The 26524-nt window shown below is 46.1% G+C and carries 24 protein-coding genes and 1 pseudogene; all 25 read right to left on the bottom strand.

What is annotated here, in order from left to right; genetic code table 11:
• Positions 1 to 4: 4 nt before the first annotated feature.
• The 25 genes and pseudogenes from atpA to DW694_RS00710 all read right to left on the bottom strand — a co-directional run bounded on the left by atpA (position 5) and on the right by DW694_RS00710 (position 26358).
• Positions 5 to 1513: a F0F1 ATP synthase subunit alpha gene (atpA, locus tag DW694_RS00830; RefSeq protein WP_021652816.1), complete on the bottom strand. Its 1509-nt coding sequence runs from the start codon at positions 1511 to 1513 to the stop codon at positions 5 to 7.
• A gap of 7 nt (positions 1514 to 1520) precedes the next feature.
• Positions 1521 to 2024: an ATP synthase F1 subunit delta gene (gene atpH / locus DW694_RS00825; RefSeq protein WP_015525579.1), complete on the bottom strand. Its 504-nt coding sequence runs from the start codon at positions 2022 to 2024 to the stop codon at positions 1521 to 1523.
• A complete protein-coding gene (gene atpF, locus DW694_RS00820) occupies positions 2005 to 2505 on the bottom strand; it encodes a F0F1 ATP synthase subunit B (RefSeq protein WP_022427145.1) in 501 nt (166 codons plus the stop codon). Before atpF ends, atpH begins: the two co-directional genes overlap by 20 nt.
• Before the next feature lie 50 nt (positions 2506 to 2555).
• Positions 2556 to 2774 carry an ATP synthase F0 subunit C gene (gene atpE / locus DW694_RS00815; protein WP_021652814.1) on the bottom strand — a complete coding sequence of 73 codons (219 nt, stop codon included), beginning with the start codon at positions 2772 to 2774 and terminating at the stop codon, positions 2556 to 2558.
• A gap of 63 nt (positions 2775 to 2837) precedes the next feature.
• The gene (locus DW694_RS00810) at positions 2838 to 3554 is read right to left on the bottom strand and encodes a F0F1 ATP synthase subunit A (RefSeq protein ID WP_173722359.1); all 717 of its coding nucleotides are present in this window, start codon (positions 3552 to 3554) and stop codon (positions 2838 to 2840) included.
• Positions 3555 to 3694: 140 nt separating this feature from the next.
• Complete coding sequence (locus DW694_RS00805; RefSeq protein ID WP_015525577.1) at positions 3695 to 4675, bottom strand: biotin--[acetyl-CoA-carboxylase] ligase; 981 nt, start codon at positions 4673 to 4675, stop codon at positions 3695 to 3697.
• Positions 4676 to 4951: 276 nt separating this feature from the next.
• Positions 4952 to 5938 carry a WYL domain-containing protein gene (locus DW694_RS00800; RefSeq protein ID WP_015525576.1) on the bottom strand — a complete coding sequence of 329 codons (987 nt, stop codon included), beginning with the start codon at positions 5936 to 5938 and terminating at the stop codon, positions 4952 to 4954.
• 18 nt (positions 5939 to 5956) lie between these two features.
• Complete coding sequence (locus DW694_RS00795; RefSeq protein WP_059086214.1) at positions 5957 to 6211, bottom strand: hypothetical protein; 255 nt, start codon at positions 6209 to 6211, stop codon at positions 5957 to 5959.
• Between the two features lie 254 nt (positions 6212 to 6465).
• Positions 6466 to 7158, bottom strand: coding sequence for an LrgB family protein (locus DW694_RS00790; RefSeq protein WP_110102746.1), 693 nt, complete (start codon positions 7156 to 7158; stop codon positions 6466 to 6468).
• Positions 7155 to 7517, bottom strand: coding sequence for a CidA/LrgA family protein (locus tag DW694_RS00785; protein ID WP_015525571.1), 363 nt, complete (start codon positions 7515 to 7517; stop codon positions 7155 to 7157). The genes DW694_RS00790 and DW694_RS00785 overlap by 4 nt, the downstream gene beginning before the upstream one ends.
• 272 nt (positions 7518 to 7789) lie before the next feature.
• Positions 7790 to 8257 (bottom strand): metallophosphoesterase family protein, encoded by a 468-nt coding sequence (locus DW694_RS00780; protein WP_022427149.1) that lies wholly within the window; start codon positions 8255 to 8257, stop codon positions 7790 to 7792.
• 189 nt (positions 8258 to 8446) lie between these two features.
• Positions 8447 to 9634: pseudogene (locus DW694_RS00775) on the bottom strand (endonuclease Q family protein); the annotation flags it as partial.
• Between the two features lie 188 nt (positions 9635 to 9822).
• The gene (locus tag DW694_RS00770; protein ID WP_286186707.1) at positions 9823 to 11163 is read right to left on the bottom strand and encodes an MBL fold metallo-hydrolase; all 1341 of its coding nucleotides are present in this window, start codon (positions 11161 to 11163) and stop codon (positions 9823 to 9825) included.
• An 84-nt stretch (positions 11164 to 11247) separates the two neighbouring features.
• Complete coding sequence (locus DW694_RS00765) at positions 11248 to 11742, bottom strand: GNAT family N-acetyltransferase (RefSeq protein ID WP_118752398.1); 495 nt, start codon at positions 11740 to 11742, stop codon at positions 11248 to 11250.
• Positions 11743 to 11900: 158 nt separating this feature from the next.
• A complete protein-coding gene (locus DW694_RS00760) occupies positions 11901 to 12665 on the bottom strand; it encodes an ABC transporter ATP-binding protein (RefSeq protein ID WP_118752397.1) in 765 nt (254 codons plus the stop codon).
• Positions 12665 to 13468, bottom strand: a complete 804-nt coding sequence (locus DW694_RS00755; protein ID WP_118752396.1) for an ABC transporter ATP-binding protein — start codon at positions 13466 to 13468, stop codon at positions 12665 to 12667. The genes DW694_RS00760 and DW694_RS00755 overlap by 1 nt, the downstream gene beginning before the upstream one ends.
• 1 nt (position 13469) lies before the next feature.
• Positions 13470 to 15026 (bottom strand): ABC transporter substrate-binding protein, encoded by a 1557-nt coding sequence (locus tag DW694_RS00750; RefSeq protein ID WP_118752395.1) that lies wholly within the window; start codon positions 15024 to 15026, stop codon positions 13470 to 13472.
• A gap of 46 nt (positions 15027 to 15072) precedes the next feature.
• On the bottom strand, positions 15073 to 15942 hold the full coding sequence (nikC, locus tag DW694_RS00745) for a nickel transporter permease (RefSeq protein ID WP_118752394.1): 870 nt from the start codon (positions 15940 to 15942) through the stop codon (positions 15073 to 15075).
• Positions 15939 to 16883, bottom strand: coding sequence for a nickel ABC transporter permease (gene nikB, locus DW694_RS00740; RefSeq protein ID WP_118062337.1), 945 nt, complete (start codon positions 16881 to 16883; stop codon positions 15939 to 15941). Before nikB ends, nikC begins: the two co-directional genes overlap by 4 nt.
• A 132-nt stretch (positions 16884 to 17015) precedes the next feature.
• The gene (locus DW694_RS00735; RefSeq protein ID WP_118752393.1) at positions 17016 to 18980 is read right to left on the bottom strand and encodes an ABC transporter ATP-binding protein; all 1965 of its coding nucleotides are present in this window, start codon (positions 18978 to 18980) and stop codon (positions 17016 to 17018) included.
• A 10-nt stretch (positions 18981 to 18990) separates the two neighbouring features.
• Positions 18991 to 20577, bottom strand: a complete 1587-nt coding sequence (locus DW694_RS00730; protein ID WP_118752392.1) for an ABC transporter substrate-binding protein — start codon at positions 20575 to 20577, stop codon at positions 18991 to 18993.
• 94 nt (positions 20578 to 20671) lie between these two features.
• Positions 20672 to 21589: an ABC transporter permease gene (locus DW694_RS00725; RefSeq protein WP_118752391.1), complete on the bottom strand. Its 918-nt coding sequence runs from the start codon at positions 21587 to 21589 to the stop codon at positions 20672 to 20674.
• On the bottom strand, positions 21583 to 22575 hold the full coding sequence (locus tag DW694_RS00720) for an ABC transporter permease (protein ID WP_118752390.1): 993 nt from the start codon (positions 22573 to 22575) through the stop codon (positions 21583 to 21585). The genes DW694_RS00725 and DW694_RS00720 overlap by 7 nt, the downstream gene beginning before the upstream one ends.
• Before the next feature lie 428 nt (positions 22576 to 23003).
• Positions 23004 to 23912 (bottom strand): LysR family transcriptional regulator, encoded by a 909-nt coding sequence (locus DW694_RS00715; protein WP_118752389.1) that lies wholly within the window; start codon positions 23910 to 23912, stop codon positions 23004 to 23006.
• 4 nt (positions 23913 to 23916) lie between these two features.
• Positions 23917 to 26358, bottom strand: coding sequence for a methyltransferase domain-containing protein (locus tag DW694_RS00710; protein ID WP_118368496.1), 2442 nt, complete (start codon positions 26356 to 26358; stop codon positions 23917 to 23919).
• Positions 26359 to 26524: the final 166 nt, after the last annotated feature.

Raw genomic sequence — 26524 nt, 5'->3', positions numbered from 1 at the left:
ACACCTACCTGCTCTTATCTCTGAATTCTTCTGCCGCCTTTACGATTTTCTCTACAAGCTCATCAGAGAGCTGCTTTGTAGTCTCGATCTCTTTGCCGATCTCAGGATATACATTATCAAAGTACTCCAGAAGATCCTTCTGATATTTCTTGATCTCTTTCTTTTCTACATCTACCATCAGCTTGTGAGTCGCAACGCAGAGAGTAATTACCTGCTGATGAAGACTTAACGGGCTGCAGAGCGGCTGTTTCAGAAGCTCCATCAGACAGCTTCCGTATTTCAGCTGTGCAGTTGTAGCCTCATCCAGATCTGAACTGAACTGGGTGAACACTTCCATCTCTCTGTACTGTGCCAGGTCGATACGTACACTACCGGAAGCTTTCTTCATAGCCTTGGTCTGTGCAGCACCACCAACACGGGATACGGAAAGACCAACATTGACTGCCGGACGCATACCTGAGAAGAACAGATCACTTTCCAGGAAGATCTGACCATCTGTGATGGAAATTACGTTTGTAGGAATGTATGCAGATACATCACCGGCCTGTGTCTCGATGATCGGAAGTGCCGTAATGGATCCGCCGCCTGCCTCTTCACTCAGACGGCTGGAACGCTCCAGAAGTCTGGAATGAAGATAGAATACATCACCAGGATATGCCTCACGTCCCGGAGAACGCTCAAGCAGAAGTGACAATGCACGATATGCCACTGCATGCTTGGAAAGATCATCATATACGATCAGTACGTCTTTACCCTGATACATGAAATACTCTGCAAGAGCAGTACCAGCATAAGGAGCAATATACTGAAGCGGTGCACAGTCGCTGGCTGTTGCGGAGAATACGGTTGTATACTCCATTGCACCGTATTTTTCAAGATTGGAAACTACCTTTGCAACGGTAGAAGCTTTCTGTCCGATGGCAACATAGATACAGATCACATCCTTACCTTTCTGGTTGATGATCGTATCGGTTGCGATGGATGTTTTACCTGTCTGTCTGTCACCGATGATCAGCTCTCGCTGTCCACGGCCGATCGGGAACATGGAATCAATGGAAAGGATTCCTGTTTCCAGAGGTACAGTTACAGACTTACGGTCGATGATTCCAGGAGCCGGGTTCTCGATCGGGCGATATTCCTCTGCCTGGATCTCTCCCTTTCCATCAATAGGCTCACCAAGTGCGTTCACGATTCTTCCGATAAATTTATCCCCTACCGGAATACCTGCCTGCTTGCCAGTTCTGGCAACCTTGGTGCCTTCCTTGATTCCTGTATCCTTTCCGAAAAGAATACATCCCATGCTGTTGGCACGGACATCCTGTACCATACCTTTCAGACCATTCTCGAAGGTCACGACCTCACCGTACATGGCATGATCGATGCCATAAACAGTTGCGATACCATCTCCCACGGAGATGACAGTGCCTACTTCCTGGTCCTTGCTGATTTCGTCATAGTTCTTTATTTCTTCCTTGAGAATCGAAATGATTTCATCTGGATTTATTGCACCCAATTCAATTTCACCTCCGGGTTAATTTCTGTTTCAGTTTCTTATAACGTCCGATGAGGCTCCAGTCGTACTCACGATCTCCTGCCCTGAGAACAAATCCACCTACAAGGCTTTTATCCTCTGTAAGGGTAAGTTCCACTTCTCTGGCAGAAAACTGGCTACGGAGAAACTCCTTCATCTTATTTTCCTGCTCTTCGGCAGGACGTGTTACATAAAGAAGCTCTGCCTTGAGAATTCCTTTCTGTTCCCGGCTGTAAGCATCATAAGCTTCAAGGATCTCTCCGATTCTGTCAATCTTCTGATACTTACACGTTACTTTAAGAAAACTCTTCATTTCCTGCGGAAAAACCCGCTCTATTACCTGTTCTTTTTCTTTGAGGGAAACAAGTGGATTTTCAAGCATCTTACCTATCTCAGGTGTATTCTTAAAAATCCTTCCTGTTTCGCAGATTGCCTCCCCCGGGACAGAAAGACCGTATAATGCTTTTGCATAATTAATGGACGTCTCTGTCATGAGGATCACCTGCTCCTTCTAAAAACTGGTCATATAGGGACATATCCTGTGCTTCGTCGTTCTTTTTTCCCATGATTCTGGATGCTGCATCCATTGCCAGCTCAGCCACTTTGCCTTCCATCGCTTTCATAGCAGCTTCCTGCTCAGTGCTGATATCTCTTCTTGCTTTCTCAAGAATCTGACCAGCCTGATCATTAGCTCTCTTCACGATGCTGTCTGCCTGTACTTTTGCCTCGTCCTTAGCCTGCTCTACAATACTGAAGGATTCCTCCTTCGCAGATTTCAGTGCATCCTCATACTGTCCTTTCAGCTGGTTTGCTTCAGTAGTTGTCTTCTCTGCTGAAGCAAACTGCTCATCGATCATAGCTTTTCTCTTCTCCATAACACCAATGATCGGGCCGAAAAGGAACTTCTTCATTAAAAGATAAAGAACGATCAGGTTTATAATAGTAAAGACAAGGTTGATATCAATTTTAATCACCTGGTCCACCTGCCTCTCTTAATCCTGAATTAGTATCTCGTCTTTACCTATTAGCCAAGCATGATGATGATCAGAAGACCGATTACGAAACCGTAAATAGCTGTTGCCTCTGCAAGAGCACATCCAAGAAGAAGTGCTTTACTGATCTTGCTCTCTGCCTCTGGCTGTCTTGCGATAGCTTCTACTGCTTTAGATGTTGCAAGACCGATACCAATACCTGCTCCAATACCTGTAAGAACTGCGATAGCTGCACCAATTGCGATTAACATAGTTTTTTCCTCCTGTAAAATACAATTTTTTTCATTTTTAGATCAAGCGGATCTTCCGCTTCACTACTCAATTGCTTCCTTAATGAACAAGGATGTTAAGAATACAAATACATACGCCTGTATGAATCCGTCGAAGAAATCAAAATACAGGCTGAATGGTATGGGAAGAATGGCCGGACAAACAAACTCCAGCAGCTTCATAACTACGAAGCTTCCCAGAACATTACCGAACAACCGCATGCAGAGAGATGTAGGTCTGATCGCTATTTCCAGAATGTTGATCGGAAGCATGATCGGAACCGGCTCCGCAAAGCTTTTCAGGAAACCCTTCAGTCCCCTTTTATGAAAGCCTGCATACTCGATCAGAATAATGCTCATCAGCGCCAGCGCAATGGTAACATTCATGTCCTTCGTTGGTGGTGTAAAACCAAATACGCCTGCGATATTGGCTATTCCGATGTAAATTACGGTTGACATCAAATAAGGCACATACTGTTTGCCTTCTTCTCCAAGGATACCCATGAAGAAATCCTGAAGAAAACTTACCCCGGTCTCCAGAAGCAGCTGCTTCTTACCCGGATTTTCCACACTGAGATTCCGAACTAAGATCAGAGACAGAATCACAAGAACCGCCATGATGACCCATGTGACTACCACGCATTCTGCAATTGGTATTCCACCAAACGCCGGAATGGTAAAGGCTGTCTTACTGTTTAGTTCTTCTGCCAGTGTACTTGATAAATCTCCCGTTTTTCTCCCTCCTTTTCTCTTGGCGCTGATCGTATCTTTTTATAATTGGTATGACCACGCCTTGTAGTTGACTTTATTTTACTCCGCATTTCCAGAATGTCAATATTATTTTTGCCTGTTTTGCACAAAAAAGAATCTGTTTTTTATACAAAATATACAATTCATTTCAATTAACCTTGATCCGACTTCCTGCGTACAGATACTTCTCCATAAGAAAGCAGGGTTTCTGAACCATCCTGTTCTCTCACAAGAAGCCTTCCATCTGGTGCTATGGATTCTGCATAAGCTTCCCTTGTACACTGTCCGTCTGTGATCACGATCATGTTTCCAGGAATGATATTATTTTCTGTATATTCTCTGGAAAGTCCCGGAGTCTCCACTTCCATGAGAAGCTGATTGACGATCTCCGCCACAAGAATACTGCAGTTTATATGCTCTGCGTCATTCCTGTTTTCAAATAATGCTCCAGCCGTTTCCTGTATATCTTCAGGAAACCCATCTTCCGGCATATACAGATTCAAACCAATTCCTACAACTGCAAACTCAATGTTCCCGCTTTCAAAGTCTGTAACAGCCTCTGTCAGTATCCCACACACTTTCTTATTATGAAAATACAGATCATTGACCCATTTGATCCCAAGGTCGATCCCGCAGATTTTCTTCACTGCACGGCACACTGCAGTTGCCGCCGCTGTAGTGATCAGGAGTCCTTCCTTCAGAGTTCGGTCAGGTCTTAGAACGATACTCATATAAAGTCCTGCATTTTCAGGAGAATAAAAACTTCGGCCTCTTCGGCCTCTTCCGCTTTTCTGTCTGCGCGCCAGTATCAGTGCACCATGACCTGCTTCTCCGGAAAATGCAGCCTCCTTGGCTGCCCGGTTTGTAGAATCCAGTTCTCTGTATATTTTTACAGGGACATCCGGATGATCGAGGTAAAGCCGTATTCCTTCTTCCGATAAACGGCTGCCTCCTCGAAGCACATAGCCTTTGTTTGGTCCAGCTTCTATGGTATATCCCTCTTCACGAAGGGATTTCACAGCTTTCCAGATGGCTGCCCGTGTGCAGTTTAGTTCTGCTGCTGCCGCCTCTCCGGATATCAGTTCATTCTCGTGCTGCTCCAGAAGCTTTAGCATTCTTGCTTTTACAGTCATATCTTCACCGTCCGTAATCTGCCTGAAATGGCAAAATTTATTCCCTCCTAAGAGTCGAAAGCATTATAGCACTTAAGCATCGCGATGTCTATTATCTTTTTTATATATGCTATCTATATTATTTTTATATTTCAGATGCAGCTATTATATGATTTTTCTCATTTTTGTCTGTTTTCATTTATTTTTTTATATATTATTTCTGTTGAAAACCTGCAGACTCAGGAGTGAATTTTCCTGAATCTTTATTATATACAGATTTTCTTTATCATATATTTATCATTTGTAATTAGAAAGACTTTTCTCAAGAAATTCCCGGTACTTATCGCGAACCTCATCCGGTGACGCGATCACCGCATCCGGGCCAAGACTGGCTATCCAGCCAAAGAACTGGTCACTGATATTTACACGAACCAGTGTTTTGAAATGTTCAGGATCCTTCCTGTGTATCATAATATCTCTGCCAAACCGATCCAGCACCACCCCGACCAAGCGGTTATGTGCTTCCAGACATATGGTTACTTCTCTGCCGCCAAACATCCCGAAGGTCCTGGATGTCAGCTCCCCTATATCATAATTCTCAAAAAATTCTCTGCCGCGTCGCACCTCCTTCTCTATACGGATCTGCTGGAGCTTATCTACCTGATACTGCTTAACCCTTCCACACTTCTCATCGTAAGTGATCAGATAATACTCCTCATTCTGCCATACAAGTCCCCAGGGACTGACCGAATATCGTTCTCCCTCATTCTCCGGACGCAGCTTCTTCTCCACAGTCCATTCACAATATTGAAAAGAAATCTGCCTGTCCTCAGTTAATGCACGCTGGATCATATCAATACTGTAATACACATTCTCGTTTATAGTCCGGATACGGTTCTCTGCAAATCCCTGTCGCCGCAGCTGTCTGGACTCATAAACACTGGCAAGGCTCTCCAGTTTCCTGATCAGCTGTCGGGATTTCCCATTGGTGATACATCTGGAGGACTGTACTGCATCCACCAGAAGTCTCAGCTCCGGAAGCTCAAATTCCCGACTGGCAAGATAAAAACCAGCCGGGTGCTCCCGCCGGTTCAGGATATCCATTCCAAAATTCCGCAGGGTTTCAATATCATCATAGACAGTTTTACGCTCTGCACTGATCCCCAGACTATTCAGATAGGCGATCAGCTCCTTCACAGACATCGGATGCTCTTCGTCCGTCTGCTCCAGAAAAATGCGCATCAGATATAAAATTTTAATCTTCTGGTTAAAGACCCTTGGCATCCTTTCTCCTCCGTTCTGCTACTTGTCTGTCAGTGATGCTACCACTGCAAAATATAATACCATGAATGACAATACAACAGCAACGATATCTGCTCCGCGGAAATCAAAATTAAACAGCATCGCCCCGCCAAGCATGATCTCCATTGTAAGAAGTGCACCCAGTACCATTGCCATTCCTGAGGAAAGCTTCTGTCTGCCGCAATGTCCGTTCTCAGCTTCCACATATCTTCCTTCTGCCAATACTGCCTTCCTGCTGCTCTCTGTATTCCACATAAGATCCATCCTCCCTGTCCTATGTTCGTCTCACGATTTATCGAACATATTTTCCAAACATATTTTCTATATGTTTGCATTATAGCTCATTTTTAGTCCAATAAAACGGTACAAATATGGTTTTTCCGAACATTTGTTTATTTTATACAAAAATATGTTCGTCTTTAAGATCCACAAAAAAAGCCTGCCGTAAACGACAGACTTGTAAAATGTGACACTTTGAAAGGGCATTTGAAATCCTATGATATCTGCTTTTACATCATTCCAGCAAACACAGACGCACCTATAACCGTAAGCAATCCGGCTACGGCAATGGCAAGGCTGCTCATGGCTCCTTCTACCGGGCCAAGCTCCATGGCTTTGGCTGTTCCGATAGCATGGGCAGATGTTCCAAGTCCAAGACCTCTTGCAATCGGCTCCTCGATCTTTGCGATCTTGTAGACAACCTCTGCGATCATATTTCCCAGAACTCCTGTGATGATGATCACAGCAACGGTGATGGTCACGATACCGCCAAGCTCCTCGGAAACACCCATTCCGATAGCAGTTGTGATAGACTTCGGAAGCATGGTGACATATTCCTGATGATCAAAGCCAAACAATTTCGCCATAAGCAGAATGCTGCAAAGCCCGGCCAGCGTTCCGGAAAAGATCCCGGCAGCCACTGCCTTGAGATTTTTTTTCAGCAGATGGATCTGCTCATAAAGGGGCACTGCCAGACAGACTGTTGCCGGGGTCAGCAGATAGCTGATATATTTTCCACCTTCATTATAATCATCATAATCAATATGGAAGATCAAAAGAACACCAATAACACAGATGATCGAGATCAAAAGCGGATTAAAGATCGCCATTTTAAACTTCTTTTTCAGGATCAGACCGATCTCATAGGCGATCAGACTTATCATTGCTCCGAAAAATGCGGAGTTTTTTATGAATTCCATCATTTTTCAGTTCCTCTCTTTCCCATACGGATCACTCCCTGTGTTACTTTTCCTGTTACGACCATTACGATCACCGTGCTGATAAACGTCATGATGAGAACCGGTACACAGATCGGTTTCAGAGTACTCCAGGCTGTGATCAGTCCCGCACCAGCCGGCACAAACATCACCGGCATGATCTCAACCAGAAAATCTGCCGCACCTTTGACCTGATCCAGCTTCAGAATACCTGTGAGCAAAGCCACCAGCATAATGATCAATCCATAGACACTGGCCGGTACCGGAAGTGGAAGAAAGGTTTTCAGTAATTCTCCAATGACGGAAATCAACAGGATGATGCTGAACTGTTGCACATGCTTCATGTTGCATCCCTCCTGATTCATGTAAAGCGCATATTCACATTTTGCTTTACTGCATACTCATGAACGCAGCTGCGTTCAAAGTCTGCGCTCAAACGAATTTTTCAAAAGTGGTAAGACCACTTTTGTTTTAAACGTTTTTTTATTATACGCTACAAATCCAAAATTACAAGGATTGTATCCAATAAAATACAAAAAATCCTTTTATGCATCAGCGTATTCCAGTAATCTACAGAAACAGCTCTGCATAAAAGGATCTATAAACAGGGTTCTGATCATTTCCTGGAATTTTCCGCCAAAATGATTTTTTCCACCTGATATTTGCCATCCTCCACAGTCATCACCGCCATGGTAACCTCTCCGCCAAAGCGGCTTCTTCCACAGCTTCCCGGATTCAGCCACAGTCTGCCATCGATCATCTTCTCAAAATATTTGTGAGTATGCCCGAAGATGACCACCTGTGTGTCCCCCAGCTCCCACGCAACGTCTTTTTTGTTATGAACCATAAAAAATTTTACGCCGCCAATGGTAAAGCTTAGACTGGTGCGGAGATTTTCCGCCCAGTCTTTATCATTATTTCCACGGACCACATAGAGATTCCCCATGGAACGCAGTACATCCAGGATCTCATCTTTATTGACATCTCCGGCATGAAGAATGTATTTGCAGTCTTTTAAGATTTCCAGTACCTCCGGCCGCAAAAGACCGTGAGTGTCTGATATAATGCCGATTTTTTCTTTCATGATCTCTATCCTGCTCCAATCCTTTATCATTATCGCCTTTTACCTTTTGCAGCTCACGCTATGACCGGCAATACTCTTCACAATACATAAATATTTAACAGCTGCTTCTTTTCACACCATTTCAGAAATTTTCTTAATTGGATCAAGCCGATATTCGCAATCCCGCAGAGGACTTACCTGATTCGCTTAAAACAATTCTATTTTTCCATATTCTCCGTCAGATCCCGGTTTCCGCAACACTTCTCCTGCACGGAGCCGCCGGATGCCTTCCGCCAGAACTTCTCCGCCGGCTTTTCGGATATCTTCCGGCGGAACCTCTCTCAATATGGTAAATTCTGCACCTAGTTTCTCAAGCAGAGCCTCGTACTGTCCCTGAACTTTTTTGCTTGCCGTGGAAAATCCCACGCAGGCGGAGATCACCTCTGGCAGCGGCATCAGGCTTTCATATGGGCGGCCGCTTTCCGGCATGGCCGCTGAACTCTCGTCACGGTCAGATAACTGCAGGATCCGGTGATCCACACCCATGGTCAGTTTCTTTCCGCACACCGGACAGATACCATTATACTTTTCTGCCTCTCTCGGGCTCAGGCAGACGCCGCATTTCCGGTGTCCGTCATAATGATACTTTCCCTCTTCCGGAAAAAATTCGATGGTGCCCGTAAGTCCTTCTCCCTTCTGCACCGCATTCCACAAGCCCCGGTAGGAAAGCTCAATATCCAGAAGATCTGCTTCCCGTCCAAGTTTTGACGGGGAATGTGCATCAGAGTGTGATACCAGCTGATATCCATCCAGCGCCGAAATCTGCCAGTTCATCACTGGATCTGAGGACAGTCCGGTTTCCAGTGCATGAATGTACGGAGTCAGATCCTCAAAGCACTCTTCTATGGTATCAAAACCGGACTTTGCCCCAAACAGGGAAAAATGTGGCGTCCAGATATGCGCCGGAATATACATGCCTTCCTCACTGACTTCCAGCATGATCTCCAGAAGATCATGACAGGGCAGGCCAAGGATAGGACGTCCGTCTGAATGGATATTTCCGATCTTTTCCAGCCTTGCGGCAAAAGCATCTGCCTCATTGAATCCCGGAAGCAGGATCAAGCTGTGCACCTTCCTGGTTTTTCCGCCTTTTTTATAGATGGAACTGATCTCACCGGACAATACAAATCTGGGTGCTTTTTCAGGATAGCGTGACGCCTCCGGCAAAACATATTCATCTTTCAGCCGGAACAGTCCCTGTTCTGCAGGGATCAGCTTCGCCTTCAACTCCTGCCGCCAGATGGGATGTGTCATATCTCCGGTTCCAAGGAGTGTAATCCCTTTTTTCCGCGCCCAGAGATCCAGCATCTCCGGCGTGCCATCTTTGCTGGTTGCCATGGAATATCTGGAATGTATGTGCAGGTCTGCGATCTGTTTCAAAACTTTTCCTCCTGTATCTCTTTTCCTCTGTCCACATGTACATCCTGTCTTTTTAACAAAAACGCAGACAAAGAAATTACCGTCTTCTTTGTCTGCATGAATGACCGGATCGTATATAACTCAACAGAAATCCATCTGTAACATGATCAGATATCTTTATAATACGATGGTGATATCACATCATACTCCCTGCAGGAGCATCCGTTCTCATAGCTGTCACAGCAGTCACAGTTGGAACAATACATATGCGCGTCATTAATATAAAATAAACCGCCATACTGCATGGAAGTGCGCTGATTCTTGGATTTCTTCTTGCTGTTGTCGTAGTAAGCTCCGTTGGGGATCATCATATTCTCCGGGGAGAAACTGCTGAAATCAAAGAAATGAGATTCCGTACCATGATGTGGTACCTTGATACACCAGTAATGCTCATGAAGCGGAATCCTGCCATCATAGTTTTCTGCGATCATCCTCATGTACTGTGGCTGTACATCTCCGGTAAACAGAAGGTTCAGCTCTCCGTCTCCGGTATTCTGAAATGCCAGACTGATCTTGTGACGGAACTGACGCAGAAAATGCCCCTGTTTTTCCGCACTTTCCAGAAGTGCCTGAAATTCTTCGGTTGCCTGTAATTCACGGAATTTCTTTTCCAGCTTTTCCGGTTTAAGGCGACGTGCTCTCTCTTTTTCGGCTTCTTCCGGAACCTCTGCTGTATCCTCAGCTGCTGTGCCTGTATCTTCCATTATAAGCTCCAGCTTCTCCTGCGTATATCCTTCGTTTTCCCCACCAGGCTCTGTCTGTCCTGTCAAAGAGCGCTCGGATTCCTCTGTATCCTCTTCCACCAAAGATGCCTCAGACAGTGGAGCAGATTTCTGCTCTGCTTCCGGCATCTCCTCTGTCATGGACAAAAACAGCTGACGTACCTCCTCCGCAATGTTCACAAGCTCGGTCATTGCGTTTTCATGATTCTCGATCAGGGAATTAAATACGTCCTCCGTTTCCCGGCTGACTTCACTGAGATCCGGCCAGAGCGCTGTATATTTCCCCTCAAACTCTGAGCCTCTGGATAAAAGGTCGATCTTTACCCTTCTGGCGCAAAGAGCTTCTGCAAGGGCAAAAAGGCTGACACGTCTTCCGGGAAGGCTGGCCTTTTTTGTCACATCCGCAAGGAGCAGAAGCGCCAGTGTGTATTTCATTTCCGGACCGGAAAATACATCCGGAAGATAGATCTTTTCAAATTCGTAGGCATCTCTTCGGTAACGCATCATATAAAGCAATCCGGAAACATGGTCCGGATGAAAATGTGTCAGAAGCAGATTTTTTTTGCGGATAGTGGTAAGGTCTGAGATGATCACATCAAAGACCTCTCTCCGTGGCCGCCCTTCGATCTTGCTGTTGGCTGCCCCGAAATCCACAAGCAGGCTGCTTTTTCTGTCACGGATACAGAAACAGTCTCCGAATCCCACATTGTACATTCGTATTCTCATTTATTTTTCCTCTGGTTTCTTATTCAGCTGACCTTTGTTTCTGCAGCTGACTCTTCTTTTTTCTTCTGTTACTGTCTTCATTTCTCAGAACCAGATCTGCATATCATACCAGGTTGCTCCGCCATGACAGGAATCTGCCACACCCAGCTTCTTCAGTCCGTGGCTCTCATAGAATGGGATCATATGCTCCTTGCAGGTAAGGATCAGGGCTTTTTTTCCGCGCTCTTTCGCAAGCTCCTTGAAATATTCCACAAGCTCTCCGGCGATTCCCTGATGACGGTATTCCGGGATCACATTCAGTCCGAATACCGTCTGGATCTCCCCGTTCTTTCTGTGAAGCGTGATATCATGATAAAATTCATCCGGGAGTATTGGTTTATCTGTGGTTCCTCCGTTGATAAAGCCTACGATCTGCTCATCCTTTACTGCTACAACGAAATTCTCCGGGAATGCTCCCATACGCTTCACAACTTCCTCATGACTTGCTGCCTCCGCAGGTGGAAAACAGATTGCCTCGATCTCTGCCAGACGATCCGCCTCACCGGGATCTGCCAGTCTGATTTGTAAATTTTCTGCCATTTTTTGTGGTCTCCTCTATATTTATTCCGTTTTCATCCGGTTTCGATTCTTTTTTAATTATATCGGGTGAGGGAAAATGCGTCAACGTGTAACCTGCAAAAAAGCCCTCAGTATTCGCACTACTGAGGGCTTCGCTCTTTTGTTTTTATCTGTCATTATCACAGCACCGACCGGATCAGCTGCTCCGTATACTCTGTCTTCGGATGCTCAATGATCTCTTCCGGTGTCCCTTCCTCTTCCACATGTCCGTCATGCATCACGATCACCCGGTCGCAGAACAGCTGGACAAGGGCCAGATCATGGCAGATAAAAAGAAAGGACAGCTGGTTTTCTTTTTTTAACTTCTGAAGCAGCTCCATGATCTGTTTCTGCACAGTCACATCCAGGGCGCTGGTTGCTTCATCACAGATCAGCACTCTGGGTTCCACAGCCAGGGCTCTGGCAATAGCCGCTCTCTGGCACTCCCCTCCGCTGACCTGATGGGGATACCGGTCTGCATATTCCGGAGTCAGTCCGCAGGTAAGCAGAAGCTTTTCCACACGGTTCCTGGTTTCCTTCTTACTTATCCCCATATTCCGGAGACTTTCCCCGATTCCGTCCCCAAGAGTGCATCTGGGGTCAAAGGATTCTGCCGGTGTCTGAAAAATCATCTGCATTTCCCGGTAGATTTCCCGGAGATTTTTTCCCCTTGCATGTGTGATATCCTTTTCCATGAAAAAAATTTCTCCGGCGGTGGGTTCTGTCAGATGTGTGATCATCTTCGCCACAGTGCTTTTTCCTGAGCCGGATTCACCTACGATTCCTAATACTTCCCCCGTTTTCAGAGAAAAGCTTACGTCTTCTACAGCCGTGAAGGATTTTTTACCGGTGGTGAAGCTTTTTTTCAAATGATGTACTTCCAGAATGTTTTTATTTTCTGTCATCATCTGCCTCCATTTCCGGTACCTGTACGTTTCAAACGAGGTACCGAACTCATAAGCTCTTTTGTATAGGGATCCTCCGGATCTGTCAGAACCTGAGCTGTTTTTCCGTATTCCCTCACCTTTCCGTTTTTCAGTACCAGAACCTTATCTGCCATTTTTTCCACCACACCGATGTTGTGTGTGACAACGATCATGGCTGTTCCGTATTCCTTACGCATCAGCAGCATTTCCTCAACCACCTGTTTCTGTATGGTTACATCCAGGGCACTGGTAGGCTCATCTGCCAGAAGAAGCGACGGATTCTGCAGCATGGAAATACAGATTCCCACACGCTGATTCATGCCGCCGGACAATTCAAATGGGTAGCTTTGCAAAACACGTTCCCCATCCTTGAGGCCGATCTTAGCCATCATCCGGACGGCGCGCTCCGCACACTCTTTACGACTGATCCTTTCATGCTCCCGCATACTCTCATAAATCTGATCGCCCACGGTGCGGATGGGACAAAGGGCTGCTCCTGAATCCTGAAAGACCATGGCGATCTCAGGACCCAGAAGTCTGCGTAATTCTTTTTCCGGCATATCCACCACATTTTTTCCTTTGTACCAGATATCTCCTTCTGTCACCATGCCTTCATTTCCCAAAAGTCCCATGATTGCCTTGATGATGGTACTTTTTCCGCTTCCGGATTCGCCTACCACCCCCAGGATCTCCCCTTTATTCAGTTTCAGATCCACATCATATACAACCGGTTCTCCATTGTAGCAGATCGTCACATGCTCAAGCTTCAACAATGATCCCATCTTATTTCACTTCCAGATCTGCCGTGATCTCGTAATAATCACATGGATGAGCAGTCAGTCCTGATACATTTGACTTTGATACAAGTCCCATATTCAGATGAGAAACAAAGAAATACGCATCATCATCCAGAATGGTCTGCTGTGCTTCCACAGCAAGCTTGCCTCTCTCATCTGTATCAAAGGTCTCATGCAGCTTCGCTACGATATCATCAAGATCCGAATTGCTGTATTTGCCATAATTTTTGGCAGCGTCAGATACAACTGTACTTGTGAAGAAATATTCCGGATCACCGGTAGGTGCCGTTGTAAGCGAGCTTACATATACATCAAATTCTCCATTCTTTGCATACGTCGCATGGTCTGCTGTATTGTTGACATCGACCTCAATTCCGATGTCCTTTAAAGTGGACTGTGCATATTCTGCAAGCTTAGGCTGTTCCAGACGGGTTGGATAGGTCAGCCATGTGATGGACAGCTTCTTTCCGTCTTTATCTGCATAGCCATCTCCATCCGTATCTGTCCATCCGGATTCTTCCAGAAGCTTTTTCGCCTCTTCCGGATCATAGGACGGTGCCTTTACTGCATCGTTTCCATAGGAAAAGCTGCTTGGGAAGGCTCCCACTGCCGGAACACCTCGTCCTTCCATGATCACACTGCAGAAGCCGTCCTTATCGATTCCCATCTCAATGGCTTTTCTCACATTCTGATCCTGCATCAGTTCAGACTTCATATTAAACTGTCCGAAGAAACAGCGGCTTGTTGCCACAGAGCTGATCTGATAGTCCGGATTTCCGTCAAAAAGCGCATAGTTATCATACTGAAGTCCATAGGTTCCCTGTATATCCCCTGTCTGCAATGCTGCTGTCAGGGCACTTCCGTCTGAGAAGGATTTTACGATAACGTTGTCTACCTTTACATCTCCGCCCCAGTAATCCTCATTTTTTACCAGCTTGATCTCTGTTGGGGATACCTCTGTTGCAACATAGGGGCCTGTTCCTGCCACATTTGCAGAGCCGCCCTCTCCCTGTACACCATAATCCATATCAATGATGGCACCATACGGATCACCGAGGTAATTGATCAGTGCCGGACATGGTTCGGAAGTATGAATCGTTACTGTCATTCCATCTGCTTCGATCTTATCGATCTTCATATCGTAAGGTGCACGGTCATGGTTTGCGATCAGATCATCCAGGCATTCCTTTACCGCTTCTCCATCCATGGTTCTTCCGCTGGAAAATTTCACACCGTCACGAAGGGTGATCTTTACTGTATTATCGTCTGTAAATTCATAATCTGTAGCAAGCCATGGCTCTACCTCCATGTTGTCATTGTACTTAAACAATGTTTCTCCTACACCATAACGCAGACAGCTCCATCCGGAATAATTGTCGTGAGGGTTTAATCCTGCATCTCCCATTTCTTCACTGTATCCGGTAGTTCCGTAAACAAAAGTAGTTCCTTCACTCTTTTCTTTGCTTTTTGCTGCTGCCGGAACTCCCGTCATGCTCATGACCATTGACGCAGCAAGCATTGCTGCCAGAATCTTTTTCTTCATAATCTCCGCTCTCACTTTCTCTGTTATGTTTATTTATAAGTGCCTGTTATCCTCTTCTCCTGTTTCGTTCCTTCGGATCCATATAATCACGGATCGTATCTCCCAGAAGATTAAAGATCATTACTGTAATAAAAATCGCCATTCCCGGCGCAAGTACCATCCATGGTGAAATCTGCAGCATACTTCTTCCATCGTTGATCATACTTCCCCATTCTGCCATTGGAGGCTTTACCCCAAGCCCGAGAAAGGAAAGTCCTGCCAACTCCATCATCATGGTTCCGATATCAAGAACTGACGTAACAAGGATGGGGCCTGCGATATTGGGAAGGATATGTTTGAACAGAAGCTTTCCTGTACTGCTTCCGGAAAGCTTCGCCGCCATAAGATATGCGGAGTCCTTCTGAGTCAGAGTAAGCCCTCTGGCAAGTCTCGCAAACTTCGGCCAGCTGATCACTGCCAGGGCAATGATCGCATTCTGGATACCGCCTCCCAGAACACCTGCTACTGCCAGGGCAAATACCAGTCCCGGAAAAGCCAGGAACAGATCGGAGATACGCATCAGAACGGTATCGGCTTTTCCGCCCTTCCAGCCACAGAAAATACCAATAGCCGTTCCCACCACAGTGATCACCGCAACCAGGAGCAGCGTTGCATAAATACTGGTCGTACTTCCTATGATCACACGGGAAAGCATATCTCTTCCATAACGGTCTGTCCCGAGCAGATGCTCCGGTCCCGGCGGTTTCTGGGCAAGTGCCAGATCCTGGGCATAAGGATCATAAGGGCAGAGATATTTTGCAAATGCCGCTACAAACAGAAGCAATGCTGTGAGCACAAGAAAAAAGACAAGCTTTGCTTTTGTATGATTTTTCCGGATCTTCTGCTTCCGGACTGTGATATTATTTTTTCCACTCATGCTCTGTCACCTCCAAGTCGTACTCTCGGATCCAGATAGTGGTAAATAATATCTGTCACCAGATTTACCAGAACATAAATAACCGCCATCCATGCCACATAAGCCTGGATGATCGGATAGTCACGCATGGTGATCGCATCTACCGCCAGTTTTCCGACACCATCCCACATAAAGATATTTTCCACAATGGCAGTTCCTCCCAGAAGATTGCCGATGGACAGAGCCAGCAGTGTGATGATCGTCAGCATGGAAGCCTTCATTACACTCTTCCAGATGATCACACGACTGCGGATCCCTCTTGCCCGGGCTCCGGTCACATAATCCTTATTCAGTTCTTCCAGAACCGTGGCACGCACCTGTCTGGTATATTTTGCAGCCATGGAGATCGCCAGTGTCAGTGTCGGCAGAATGATACTCTGTCCGAGATCTGTATTTGTGACTACCGGTAAAACGCCCAGCCTGATGGACAGAAAATACATCAGGACCATGGCAGCAAAAAAATTCGGCATGGAATTGCCGATAAAGCTTAAAAATCTTATCAGATAATCTACCCATTTGTTGTGCTTTACTGCTGACAGGATTCCCAACGGGATCGCAAGAACAATTGTAAGAAGGATCGATGACAGAGTCAGCATCATCGTTGCCGGAAGCTTTGAAATAAAGGTTTCATAGACATCTCTGTGAGACACATAGCTCTCTCCCATATCTCCGGTTACCATTCCCGCAAACCAGGCAGCATATTGTACAAGGAATGGTTTATCAAGGCCATATTCTGCCTTTGCCTTATCAATGACCTCCTGGGATACTGCAGAGCCTGCATTTTCATACATATAAGTTACTGCATCTCCGCCGGCAAGCCGCATCATGGCAAAAGAAAGAAATGTGATCCCGATCAGGACCGGGATCAACTGCAGCAACCGTTTTATTATATATTTTCCCATATTTTCCTCTCCGCACTTTGTTTCTCAGTATTTCGAATAACAAAAGTTTAACAACACGGCTGTTCTGCCACAACCCCGGCGGGGGGATTTTACATATTCCATTTTGTCATGCATATGTATTCCATCATGTTCTTATATTCTCACACAGTGACATGCGGATAATTCTTTCCAGCCCTCTCCAAGAGACTGTGGCTCTTCATACTCAATCAGCCTCCGTTTTCTCTCTTCCAGCGGATCCGGGATATGGATCGCAGAAAGCAGGGACTGTGTATAAGGATGCTGCGGATTTTCAAAAAGCTCTTTTGTAGGTGCCATTTCTACCAGCTTTCCGTTTTTCATCACACCGGTTGTATCACTTAAAAAACGTACCATGGACAGATCATGGGCAATAAAAAGAAAAGAAAATCTTTTTTCCTGCTGAAGCTTTTTAAAAAGCATGACGATCTGTGCCTGGATAGAAATGTCCAACGATGCGATCGGTTCATCTGCAATGATAAGACGTGGTTCCATGAGAAGGCTTCTTCCTATGGCAACTCTCTGTCTCTGCCCGCCGGAAAGCTCTCCCGGCTTTTTCGACAGAATGCTTTCATCCAGTCCTGTCTCCTTCAGGATTTCCCGAAGCCTGTTCTCCAGCATTTCTCTGTCACGGATCCTGCGGCTGATCTTTACAGGCTCCAGCATGATCTGCCGTATGCTCATTCGGGGATTCAGTGCAGCGCCCGAATCCTGAAAGATCATCTGGATCTCCGTCTGCATTTTCTTCCGCATTCCGAAAGGATCCTTTTTATCCGGCACTCTTTCTCCCTGATAAAAGATCTCCCCGCCTGTAGGCCGGTAGATTCCTGCAAGCGTTCTGGCTGTCGTGGATTTTCCGCAGCCGGTCTCTCCCACCAGTGCCATGATCTCACCTTCCCGGATACGGAAGGAAACATCATCCACTGCATGGATCGTATAATCGGAACGGATACGGAAATGCTGCTTCAGATTTCTGGCTTCGATCAGTACAGGCGCCTGTTTCTGTTCTGTTTTCTGTAAAAATGACGCTTCCTTTTTATCCGATTTCTGTTTACGGCCGCTATTTTCCTGTAATCTGTCCTTCAAAATGGAAGGCTTTTCTATTTTCGGAGCTCTTTCATCCAGAAGCCATGTGGCTGCATAATGCGTATCACTGACCTTAAACATCGGAGGAGTCTGTTCATAATCGATTGCTAGTGCCTGGGGATTCCGAACGGCAAACGCATCTCCCGGCGGAGGATCCAAAAGAGAAGGCGGCATTCCGGGGATCGGATTCAGCTCCCCTTTTTCACCTGCAAATACAGGCAGAGAAGACAGAAGTCCCCAGGTATAAGGATGCCGGGGATCATAATAAACATCTTCCGCTGTCCCGATCTCAATGATCTTTCCTGCATACATAACTGCAACTCTGTCTGCAATCCTTGCAACAGCTCCCAGATCATGAGATATGAACACAATACTGATCCCTGTTTTTTCTCTCAGCTCAAGAAGCAGATCCAAAATCTTTGCTTCCACGGTTGCATCCAATGCTGTAGTCGCCTCATCGGCAAATAATATTTCCGGATCACAGGCCAGTGCAATAGCCAGCACACAACGCTGACGCATTCCTCCGGAAAAAAAATGAGGCTGCAGGCCATAGCGCTGTTCTGCATCCGGAATCCCTACCAGCTTCAGCATTTCCACAGCTCTTTTTTTCGCCTCATCCCCGGATACTTTCTGATTTTTGATAATAGCCTCTGTGATCTGTTTACCAACAGGGATCGTCGGATTCAGCGTCAGCATAGGGTCCTGGAACACCATGCTTACCTTGCTTCCGCACAGCTTTTCCATTTTTTTTCTTTTATAGGCTGTGATATTCTCTCCGCAGAGACTGATCTCTCCGCTTTTTACATGTGCATTCGGTGGCAGAAGCTTCATCACGCTACGGCACATAACGGTTTTTCCACATCCGGACTCACCTACGATACAAAGTATCTCTCCTTTTTTTACCGTGAGATCAACATTCCGGACGGCCTGTACCTCGCCGTCCGGTGTGTCAAAGCTTACCGAATAGTTTTTTAATTCCAAAACGGTTTCCTGCATGATCTTTTCCTTATTTTGTAATGGTCCAGTCTTCAATATTCCACATAACACCTACGGAATGATGTCCCAGAACACGTGTGGTATCCAGTCCGTCAAGTCCGGAAACGCCTACATAATCTCCCTGAAGATAAGCAACCAGAAGGATTCCAGGTGCCTTGGCATATGCCTTTTCGAATTCACTATATGCTTCTTTTCTGGCTTCCTCAGTCTCACCGTGACGGCCTTCCTCAAGATATTTATCCACATCTGCATTGGAATAATGCATGTTGTTTCCACTTGCGTCGGTTACAAAGTTTACATATGCCATATCCGGGTCAAACTGTGTTGCATAGCCGGCAAGAAATCCATTGTATCCTGCATCCCAGTCAAATTTGGTAACAAGCTTTACTTCCATTTCCACACCAGCCTGCTTCAGCATATCAGACATGACATTGGCAATATCCACACGCTCTTCTTCGTAATCACGTACCTGGATGGTAAAGTGGAATTTCTGTCCGTTTCTCTCATAGATCCCATCATCACCTTTTTTCCATTCCAGCTCTTCCATCTTCTTTGTAAAGGTATCCAGATCATAGGAGTAGATATTGGCTTCCTTATCTGTTCCGAGAGGGTTTCTCTGGATCGGGCTGTATGCCGGCTCTCCCTGTCCTGCAAGAACACCTGCAATAATGGACTCCTTATCCAGCGCATAATTCAGAACGCCGATGGAATCTCCGTTTTCCTTCCAGAAATCTGTGCTCATATCCATGGCAGCTCCACGGTAATCTGCTGTGGTGAACTCCCAGTAATTATATCCGTCCTTATCCTTGAACTGAGAAGCATAGTTGGAATTCAGCCATGCAAGATCCGCCTCGCCGGACTGGAGCATGGTTGCCTTTGTAGTCTCATCCGATACTGTACGGTATACAACGGTTTCAATACTCGGAACCTTTCCGTAATAATCTTCATTTCGTTTCAGTGTGATCATTCCGCCGGTAGCATCCCAGTCTTCAAATTTATAACGGCCTGTTCCCACTGGATTCTGGTTAAAGGATGTGGTATTCACGTCCTCTCCTTCCAGAAGATGCTCAGGAAGGATTCCCATGGTAAAGTAATCCAGCATGGCAGCATCATACTGATCCAGTGTAAAGATCACAGTCTGATCATCCGGTGCCTCAATACTTGTGATGTCCTGATAGTTGCTGGTGATGCTGACTCCCAGGGTTTCATCCTCTGTAAGCTCCTTATAGGTGTATACAACATCCTCTGCATTAAAATCTTCTCCATCATGCCACTTAACACCCTCTCGAAGCTTAAAAGTATAGGTATTGGTATCCTTGTCAAAGGTATAGCTCTCTGCAAGATCCTCTACCGGCTTTCCATTGGCATCATATTTCATCAGTCCTGAAAAAATAAGATCCGGAAGTTCATCATGGTTATTCAGAAGGGGATTGATCGTACTTTCTGACTCACCTGCATATACCAGAGTTTTGTTTTCTTCTGCCGCAGCTACGTTTACCGCACTACCTGCCGATGCTCCTGTACATGCTGCGGTCACTGCTGCCAGTGTTATCGCCGCATATTTTCTTCCATAGTTGATTCCTGTTCTCTTTTTCATTCTGTTTTCCTCATCTTTCCTTATTTTCAAACCGGTTATCTACACCTCGGAATGTTTTATCACGGTTTGCGTCCAAATATTTTTTCTGACTGCATCAGAGATTGCTGTAATGATTATTTACCTCACTTCTCACAAAGCTTCCCATACTGGTAATGCACATTAAAGTAATGACCAGAAAAACTCCTGGGATCACGATCACCCACCAGGTATTCATGATCAGTGCTTTATTTGCCAGTGAGAGCATACTTCCCCAGGAGACTACATTTGCCGGAAGCCCGAGGCCAAGAAAGCTTAATGTAGATTCCATGGTAATACAGCTGCTTATCGAAGAGATCACCACAAACATGATCGCCGAAACAAAATTCGGTATCAGATGGTGATACATCACATATCCAAAACTTCCTCCGCAAAGTCTTGCATACATCACATAATCACTGTTCCTTATCTGCCGCACTTCACTTCTTACAATACGGGCCAGTGCAAACCATCCGGTAATACCGATGATCACAGATATGCTGATCACATCATCGGCCTGAAGGACTGCTGACAGGATCAGGATCAGCAGAAGCGTCGGAATACTTCCGCACATTTCCGTAAACCGCATCAGAACCGAGTCCACCTTTGGCCCTGCTGTTCCGCTGATGCATCCGTAGGTAACACCGATCACAGTAATGATCGCAGCTCCCAGAAGCCCGATCACCAGAGAAACCCGTCCGCCATACCAGATCAGTGAATAAATATCTCTTCCAAGCGAATCCGTTCCAAAGATAAATTCCTTTCCCGGCGGTGTATTCAGATTCTGGAGATAAAAACCTGAGGGATCATGATTTGCAACAACATTTGCAAATACACAGCCCAAAACGATCAGAAAAAGCAGGAACATGGAAAATACCGGTTTCCCCTTCAGCTTTTCCTGAAATGTTTTTTTTCGTTTTTCAGATTCATGCTGCTTCCACCCGGCACCAACTACCTGAAAAAGCTCAGCTTCTGAAAGTTTCCGGTCAGCTACCATACCCTCACCTCCGAATCCTTCATTCTTGGATCGATCTCTTCATTGACAGTCTGTGCAACAAAGCTGCTTAAAAATACGATAAATCCCGTGATCAGCACATCGATCATCAGCAGGTTATAATCGTGATATTTTGCAGATTCCACTGCAAGGTTTCCAATTCCCGCATAATTGAAAACAGCTTCCACAGTTACAGTCCCACCGGTTACATGGGGTACCGAAACTGCCATGATACTCACGATCGTCGGCAATACATTTCGAAGACAATGCTTCCACAGGATCTTTCTTTTGGAAAGTCCCTTGGATCTGGCAAGAAGTACATAATCCTTCCGCACCTCATCCAGAAATTTGTTACGTATCATATATGCGTAATACCAGAGATGGCTGAAGATCATTACTACCAGCGGAAGGATCATATGCTTCATACGATTGCCGATACTATCTGCCATTCCCACATCATAGGCACCGCTGCTTGGGAACCATCCAAGATTTACACTGAAGATCAGGATCAGTACCACACCAAGCCAGAAAGCCGGCACATAATAGGCTGCTGTTCCGATCTTGCAGATCAGCCGGTCGATCCACTGATCCTCATGGAGCGTACAGAATATGGCGATCAGAACTGCCAGTATAAAGATCACAATATAAGCGATTCCTCCCAGCACCAGAGTATTTCCGATCAGCGGTTTGATCACATTCATAACCGGCTGCCTGTATTTCAGCGACAATCCGAAGTCACCATGGACTGCATTGGCAAACCACCTTACATACTGTACCCCGATCCCCTGATCCAGTCCCAGTCTCGTTCTGGCCGCCGCCACTTCCTCGCTGGTCATCATTTCCAGGGAATCTCCGTAAAAGGACTGCAGGGGATCTCCCGGCGCCAGTCTCGCCAGCCAGAACACCACCACAGACAGCAGAAACATAACCACTGCAAGCAGAAGGATCCGTTTCAGGATCCGGATGACCAGTTTATTTTCTTTGTTCATAATTTTCCTTTCCCACTTCCCTTTACTTACATGTAAGACAGTAAGGCAGACATTCGCATTCCGCTCTGCTGCATGCTCATGAACACAAATCGTGGAGCGATTTGTGTTCATATTTCAAAAGCAGTTATGGCATCCAAAACCATAACTGCTTTTGAAAGGGTCGTGTTATTATTCGACAAAACATTTGTATGCACAAATAGGAGTGCGCGGAGGTTATGTGCATCACAGTGTTTTTATATTCAGCACGAGGAGTGTGCTGCTGATATTATTTTATCATTTAACAGCTTTCGGACAACCCCGGTACGGGGATATTGGACAGTCGGGTTTGGCATGGATGTGTATTCCATATAAAAAACGGGACTTTTCTGTATCAGGAACCTGTGTCCCGTGCAGAAAAATCCCGTCTGGTCTTTTGCTTTATTCTTTTATCACTTTCCGGAAATCTGAAGTCTTTCCTTCACGAATCCCAGAAAATCCTTTCCCTGTTCACTGAGCTCTTCACCTCTCCGGCAGATGCACCCGTAAACAAGTTTCTGGCCTTCTCCCGGAAATGTATATTTCACGGAGGAATATCCCGGATCACGGCCGGAAAGATCCGCACCACTGATATTACACAACTCTCCGGACCCAAGAAGACGTTCCACGATATAATCACTGTTTGTTACGACTACAGTCTCTGCCTCCACTGCGGAATGACCGTTTTCCTCTACAAGGTTCCGGTAATTATCCGGGGAAAATTCATCGGGAAATCTCTGGATCAGCCTGAGCTGGGACATATTAAAATCTCCCTCATCTGCTTTCCCTTTCCCGGTATAAATATTTACCTCGGTTTCCGTCAGCAGCTCAAATTCCAGGTAATTCCGGGAAAGAAAATACTGGAACGCTGCCAGCTGATTCTGCATCACATAGGCGAATCCCATATCATCCTGTCTGGCTTTCACACGTTTTATGATCTCATGGGTATCTGCTGCGTAAACCTGATAATGAAGATCATCGCACTTATGTGCTTCATAATACGTTACGAAGGTATCCGCAAACCAGGAGCTGGGATGAAAGCATACACACAGGCTGCTTTTTGCAAGTGGCTGTGCCTGCATTTCCAGTTCATCTATATTTTCCAGGATCCTCTGCACATGGATATATGCACGCTCTCCTTCCGGTGTCAGCTCTATGCCCTTTGCATGACGGACAAACAGCTGGGTACGCATATCGTCTTCCATGGAACGGATCACCTTGCTTACATTTGACTGCGTGGTAAAAAGCAGTTCTGCTGCCTGGCTGAAGGAGCCTGTTTTGGCACAGGCTGCAAAATACTGTATCTGTTTTATATTGAGCATGATCCTACCTCTGTTTCTTTGCAAAGATCAAAAACATCGGGGTCGGATTGTAAAACTCGTCTTTTTCTGTATAAATACGTTTGCTGATACCAAGGTCAAAGGAAAATTCTTCCACACCTATACGGCTCAGCGTTTCCAGATCCCATGCCGGACGCAGAAAAGAACTGATAGGCAGCTGCCGCTTGATATCCTCGCATTCCTGCATCAGCTCATCCTGGATCTGATGATGAGCATGATTCTCCGGAAGATCCGCAGTGTCCGCAAAGTCTGCTGCTCCGTAGTTTGCATCCAGATTTATCATCACTCCGCCCGGTTTCAGTACGCGGAACCATTCCTGATAAGCATGCTCCGCGTCCGGAAGTGTCCAGGTAAGGTTTCGTGATACGATCACGTCAAATTCCTCATCCGGAAAATCCGGAGCTTCTGCATCCATCACCATAAACCGGCAGTCTGCTTTTTCTTCCTCCGCCAGCTCCTTTGCATGAGTGATCATATCCGGCGTCAGATCGATCCCGGTTACCTGATGGCCTTCCTTTGCAAGAAGAATGGTAAAAAATCCGGTTCCGCAGCCTACATCCAGGATCCGGAGATTCTTTTTCTCAGGCAGATACTTCTTAAGCTCAGCCATCCAGCGGCCTGCAAGTGCACTGTGAAGCTCTGCTCTTCTCTGTTCCAGAAAGCTGTCGCTGCGCCTGGTCCAGTACTGGGCGATCCTTGTTTTTCGCTCGTCTTTTTCTCTTACGATATTTCCGTAGGTGATCACAGGGCCGCCTTCCACAACCTGAAGGCTTGATACCTGATAAAGGATCACACCATCCATGTCTGCACGACAGATTTCCTGTACATTTCCCTCATAATCACGGATCTCTCCAAGATACTCATCCTGATGAACGATATCGCCTGGTTTCTTCACCGGGTACCAGAGACCGTTGACACTGGCGCACTGATAACGCACATCATCCATTTTCAGAGGATAGTACGTACTGTGAGAACGGATTCCGTTATAGGCTCCGATGCTGCAGAGGATATTTCTTACATCTCTTCGCATGGAATCCACTTCCTCCCGTTCCCAGGTTCCCATACAGCCGCGTTCCAGAAGGACCGCCGGAATATGGAAGGTACTTGCCGCATAATTGTAGGCGCCGCCTGTGCTCACATTTGACTGTACCATATATGGGACATCAACCTGCTCTGCCATTTTTCGGGAAGCTTCCACGATCTCCGGCTTTGCCACGCCTGCAAAATATACATACGGAGTCAGCTCCTCATAATCATCACCGCCGTGAAGATCGATATAATAATCTGCCTTCCGGATCAGGGATTCTGTGATGGCCGCTGCCAGTCGTTCCATTTTTGTGCCATCTTTTCTGCCAGGGAAAACACGGTTCAGATTTTTTCCGTCTTCCCAGCTGATGCTGCCTGCACGCTTCTCAAAGTCTTCCCGGTTCAGCACCTTTACCAGAACCAGCTGGCCCTTTACCTTTTCCGGTTTCAGCCGTTTCGACAGCTCGATCAGGGTCTGGATCCCCACATACTCTCCTGCATGAAGACCTGCTGTGACGAGAACGGTTTTTCCAGGATCTTTTCCACGGATGATAGTTGCAGGAAGGACAAATTCTCCATCTCCGAGCTCAAGAAAGCCTTCTGTTTTTTCTCCTGCCGCAACCGGAAGATTCAGGAAATGATCCGGCTTTACACCAGTTACCATAAACATTGGTGTGGACTGATAATTTAATCTCTCCTCCTCACTCCAGACCGTTTTCCATATTTCTGTGTCTGTGCGGATCCCAAGAAGTCCTGCTTCTCGGAGAGTTTTTACATCCCACTGGGGACGACTGATCTTTGACAGCGGTACCTGGAGGGCGATCCGCTCCATGCGCTCAATATCCGTACAGAGATAGTGATCATCCAGGCTGTTGTTTTCCACATTTTTCCGGTCGTTTTCGTAGGCCTTACGCTGCTCTTCCTCATAAAGATAACCGTACCAGTTGGCATCAAAATTCAGAAGTCTTCCTCCTACCTTCAGTACACGGACCCACTCTCTGTAAGCAACATCAGGATGCTCCAGATTCCAGGTAAGATTTCGGGAAATGACCACGTCAAAGGTATTATCCTCAAAATCCAGCTTCTGTGCATCCATCCTCAAAAAGCGGATATTCCGGCAAAGGTCTCCTGCATTTTCCTTTGCCTTTTCCAGCATTCCTTCCGTATAATCCACTGCATCTACATGATATCCGGCTTCTGCCAGGATCACAGGAAAAAATCCGGGGCCTGTTCCGATATCCAGGATACGGATCTCTTCCTTGGGTTTGTCCGGAAACTGACTGGTCAGCACCTTAAGCCATGCGTTTTTCTGCGTTCCTGCAAGCTCTTTATGATTCACTTCGGAGTACCCTTCTGTACGGGTGCTCCAGTAAGATTCGATTTCATCGAGAAGTTTTTCCACGTTGATTCCTCCGCACTTTTCTATTCACGTGAGGGAGCTCAGGTCCCTCACAGGTCACGTTTAATGTACCAAATTGTCAGGGTATTAACAAGCCCCTGGGGGGGATTCCCAAAATTGCTCTGCTGATAAAATTCCCAAATGCCACACACTGCTTCTGTACTCCTGT

It is taken from the genome of Ruminococcus sp. AM26-12LB, from assembly GCF_003480785.1.
In the GTDB taxonomy this organism is placed as follows: Bacteria; Bacillota; Clostridia; order Lachnospirales; family Lachnospiraceae; genus Blautia_A; species Blautia_A fusiformis.
Note: the sequence above shows the minus strand (reverse complement) of the source record. Positions and strands in the feature narration are given on the sequence as shown.

What these genes read in the sequence shown, in the direction of transcription:
- DW694_RS00760 (WP_118752397.1), bottom strand. Translation starts at nt 12,665, where the DNA reads ATGACAGAAAATAAAAACATTCTGGAAGTACATCATTTGAAAAAAAGC.
- DW694_RS00715 (WP_118752389.1), bottom strand. Translation starts at nt 23,912, where the DNA reads ATGCTCAATATAAAACAGATACAGTATTTTGCAGCCTGTGCCAAAACA.
- nikC (WP_118752394.1), bottom strand. Translation starts at nt 15,942, where the DNA reads ATGAGTGGAAAAAATAATATCACAGTCCGGAAGCAGAAGATCCGGAAA.
- DW694_RS00750 (WP_118752395.1), bottom strand. Translation starts at nt 15,026, where the DNA reads ATGAAGAAAAAGATTCTGGCAGCAATGCTTGCTGCGTCAATGGTCATG.
- DW694_RS00790 (WP_110102746.1), bottom strand. Translation starts at nt 7,158, where the DNA reads ATGATGGAATTCATAAAAAACTCCGCATTTTTCGGAGCAATGATAAGT.
- DW694_RS00800 (WP_015525576.1), bottom strand. Translation starts at nt 5,938, where the DNA reads ATGCCAAGGGTCTTTAACCAGAAGATTAAAATTTTATATCTGATGCGC.
- DW694_RS00730 (WP_118752392.1), bottom strand. Translation starts at nt 20,577, where the DNA reads ATGAAAAAGAGAACAGGAATCAACTATGGAAGAAAATATGCGGCGATA.
- DW694_RS00735 (WP_118752393.1), bottom strand. Translation starts at nt 18,980, where the DNA reads ATGCAGGAAACCGTTTTGGAATTAAAAAACTATTCGGTAAGCTTTGAC.
- nikB (WP_118062337.1), bottom strand. Translation starts at nt 16,883, where the DNA reads ATGGGAAAATATATAATAAAACGGTTGCTGCAGTTGATCCCGGTCCTG.
- DW694_RS00805 (WP_015525577.1), bottom strand. Translation starts at nt 4,675, where the DNA reads ATGACTGTAAAAGCAAGAATGCTAAAGCTTCTGGAGCAGCACGAGAAT.
- DW694_RS00785 (WP_015525571.1), bottom strand. Translation starts at nt 7,517, where the DNA reads ATGAAGCATGTGCAACAGTTCAGCATCATCCTGTTGATTTCCGTCATT.
- DW694_RS00780 (WP_022427149.1), bottom strand. Translation starts at nt 8,257, where the DNA reads ATGAAAGAAAAAATCGGCATTATATCAGACACTCACGGTCTTTTGCGG.
- DW694_RS00720 (WP_118752390.1), bottom strand. Translation starts at nt 22,575, where the DNA reads ATGAACAAAGAAAATAAACTGGTCATCCGGATCCTGAAACGGATCCTT.
- DW694_RS00770 (WP_286186707.1), bottom strand. Translation starts at nt 11,163, where the DNA reads ATGAGAATACGAATGTACAATGTGGGATTCGGAGACTGTTTCTGTATC.
- atpE (WP_021652814.1), bottom strand. Translation starts at nt 2,774, where the DNA reads ATGTTAATCGCAATTGGTGCAGCTATCGCAGTTCTTACAGGTATTGGA.
- DW694_RS00795 (WP_059086214.1), bottom strand. Translation starts at nt 6,211, where the DNA reads ATGTGGAATACAGAGAGCAGCAGGAAGGCAGTATTGGCAGAAGGAAGA.
- DW694_RS00765 (WP_118752398.1), bottom strand. Translation starts at nt 11,742, where the DNA reads ATGGCAGAAAATTTACAAATCAGACTGGCAGATCCCGGTGAGGCGGAT.
- DW694_RS00755 (WP_118752396.1), bottom strand. Translation starts at nt 13,468, where the DNA reads ATGGGATCATTGTTGAAGCTTGAGCATGTGACGATCTGCTACAATGGA.
- atpH (WP_015525579.1), bottom strand. Translation starts at nt 2,024, where the DNA reads ATGACAGAGACGTCCATTAATTATGCAAAAGCATTATACGGTCTTTCT.
- DW694_RS00725 (WP_118752391.1), bottom strand. Translation starts at nt 21,589, where the DNA reads ATGGTAGCTGACCGGAAACTTTCAGAAGCTGAGCTTTTTCAGGTAGTT.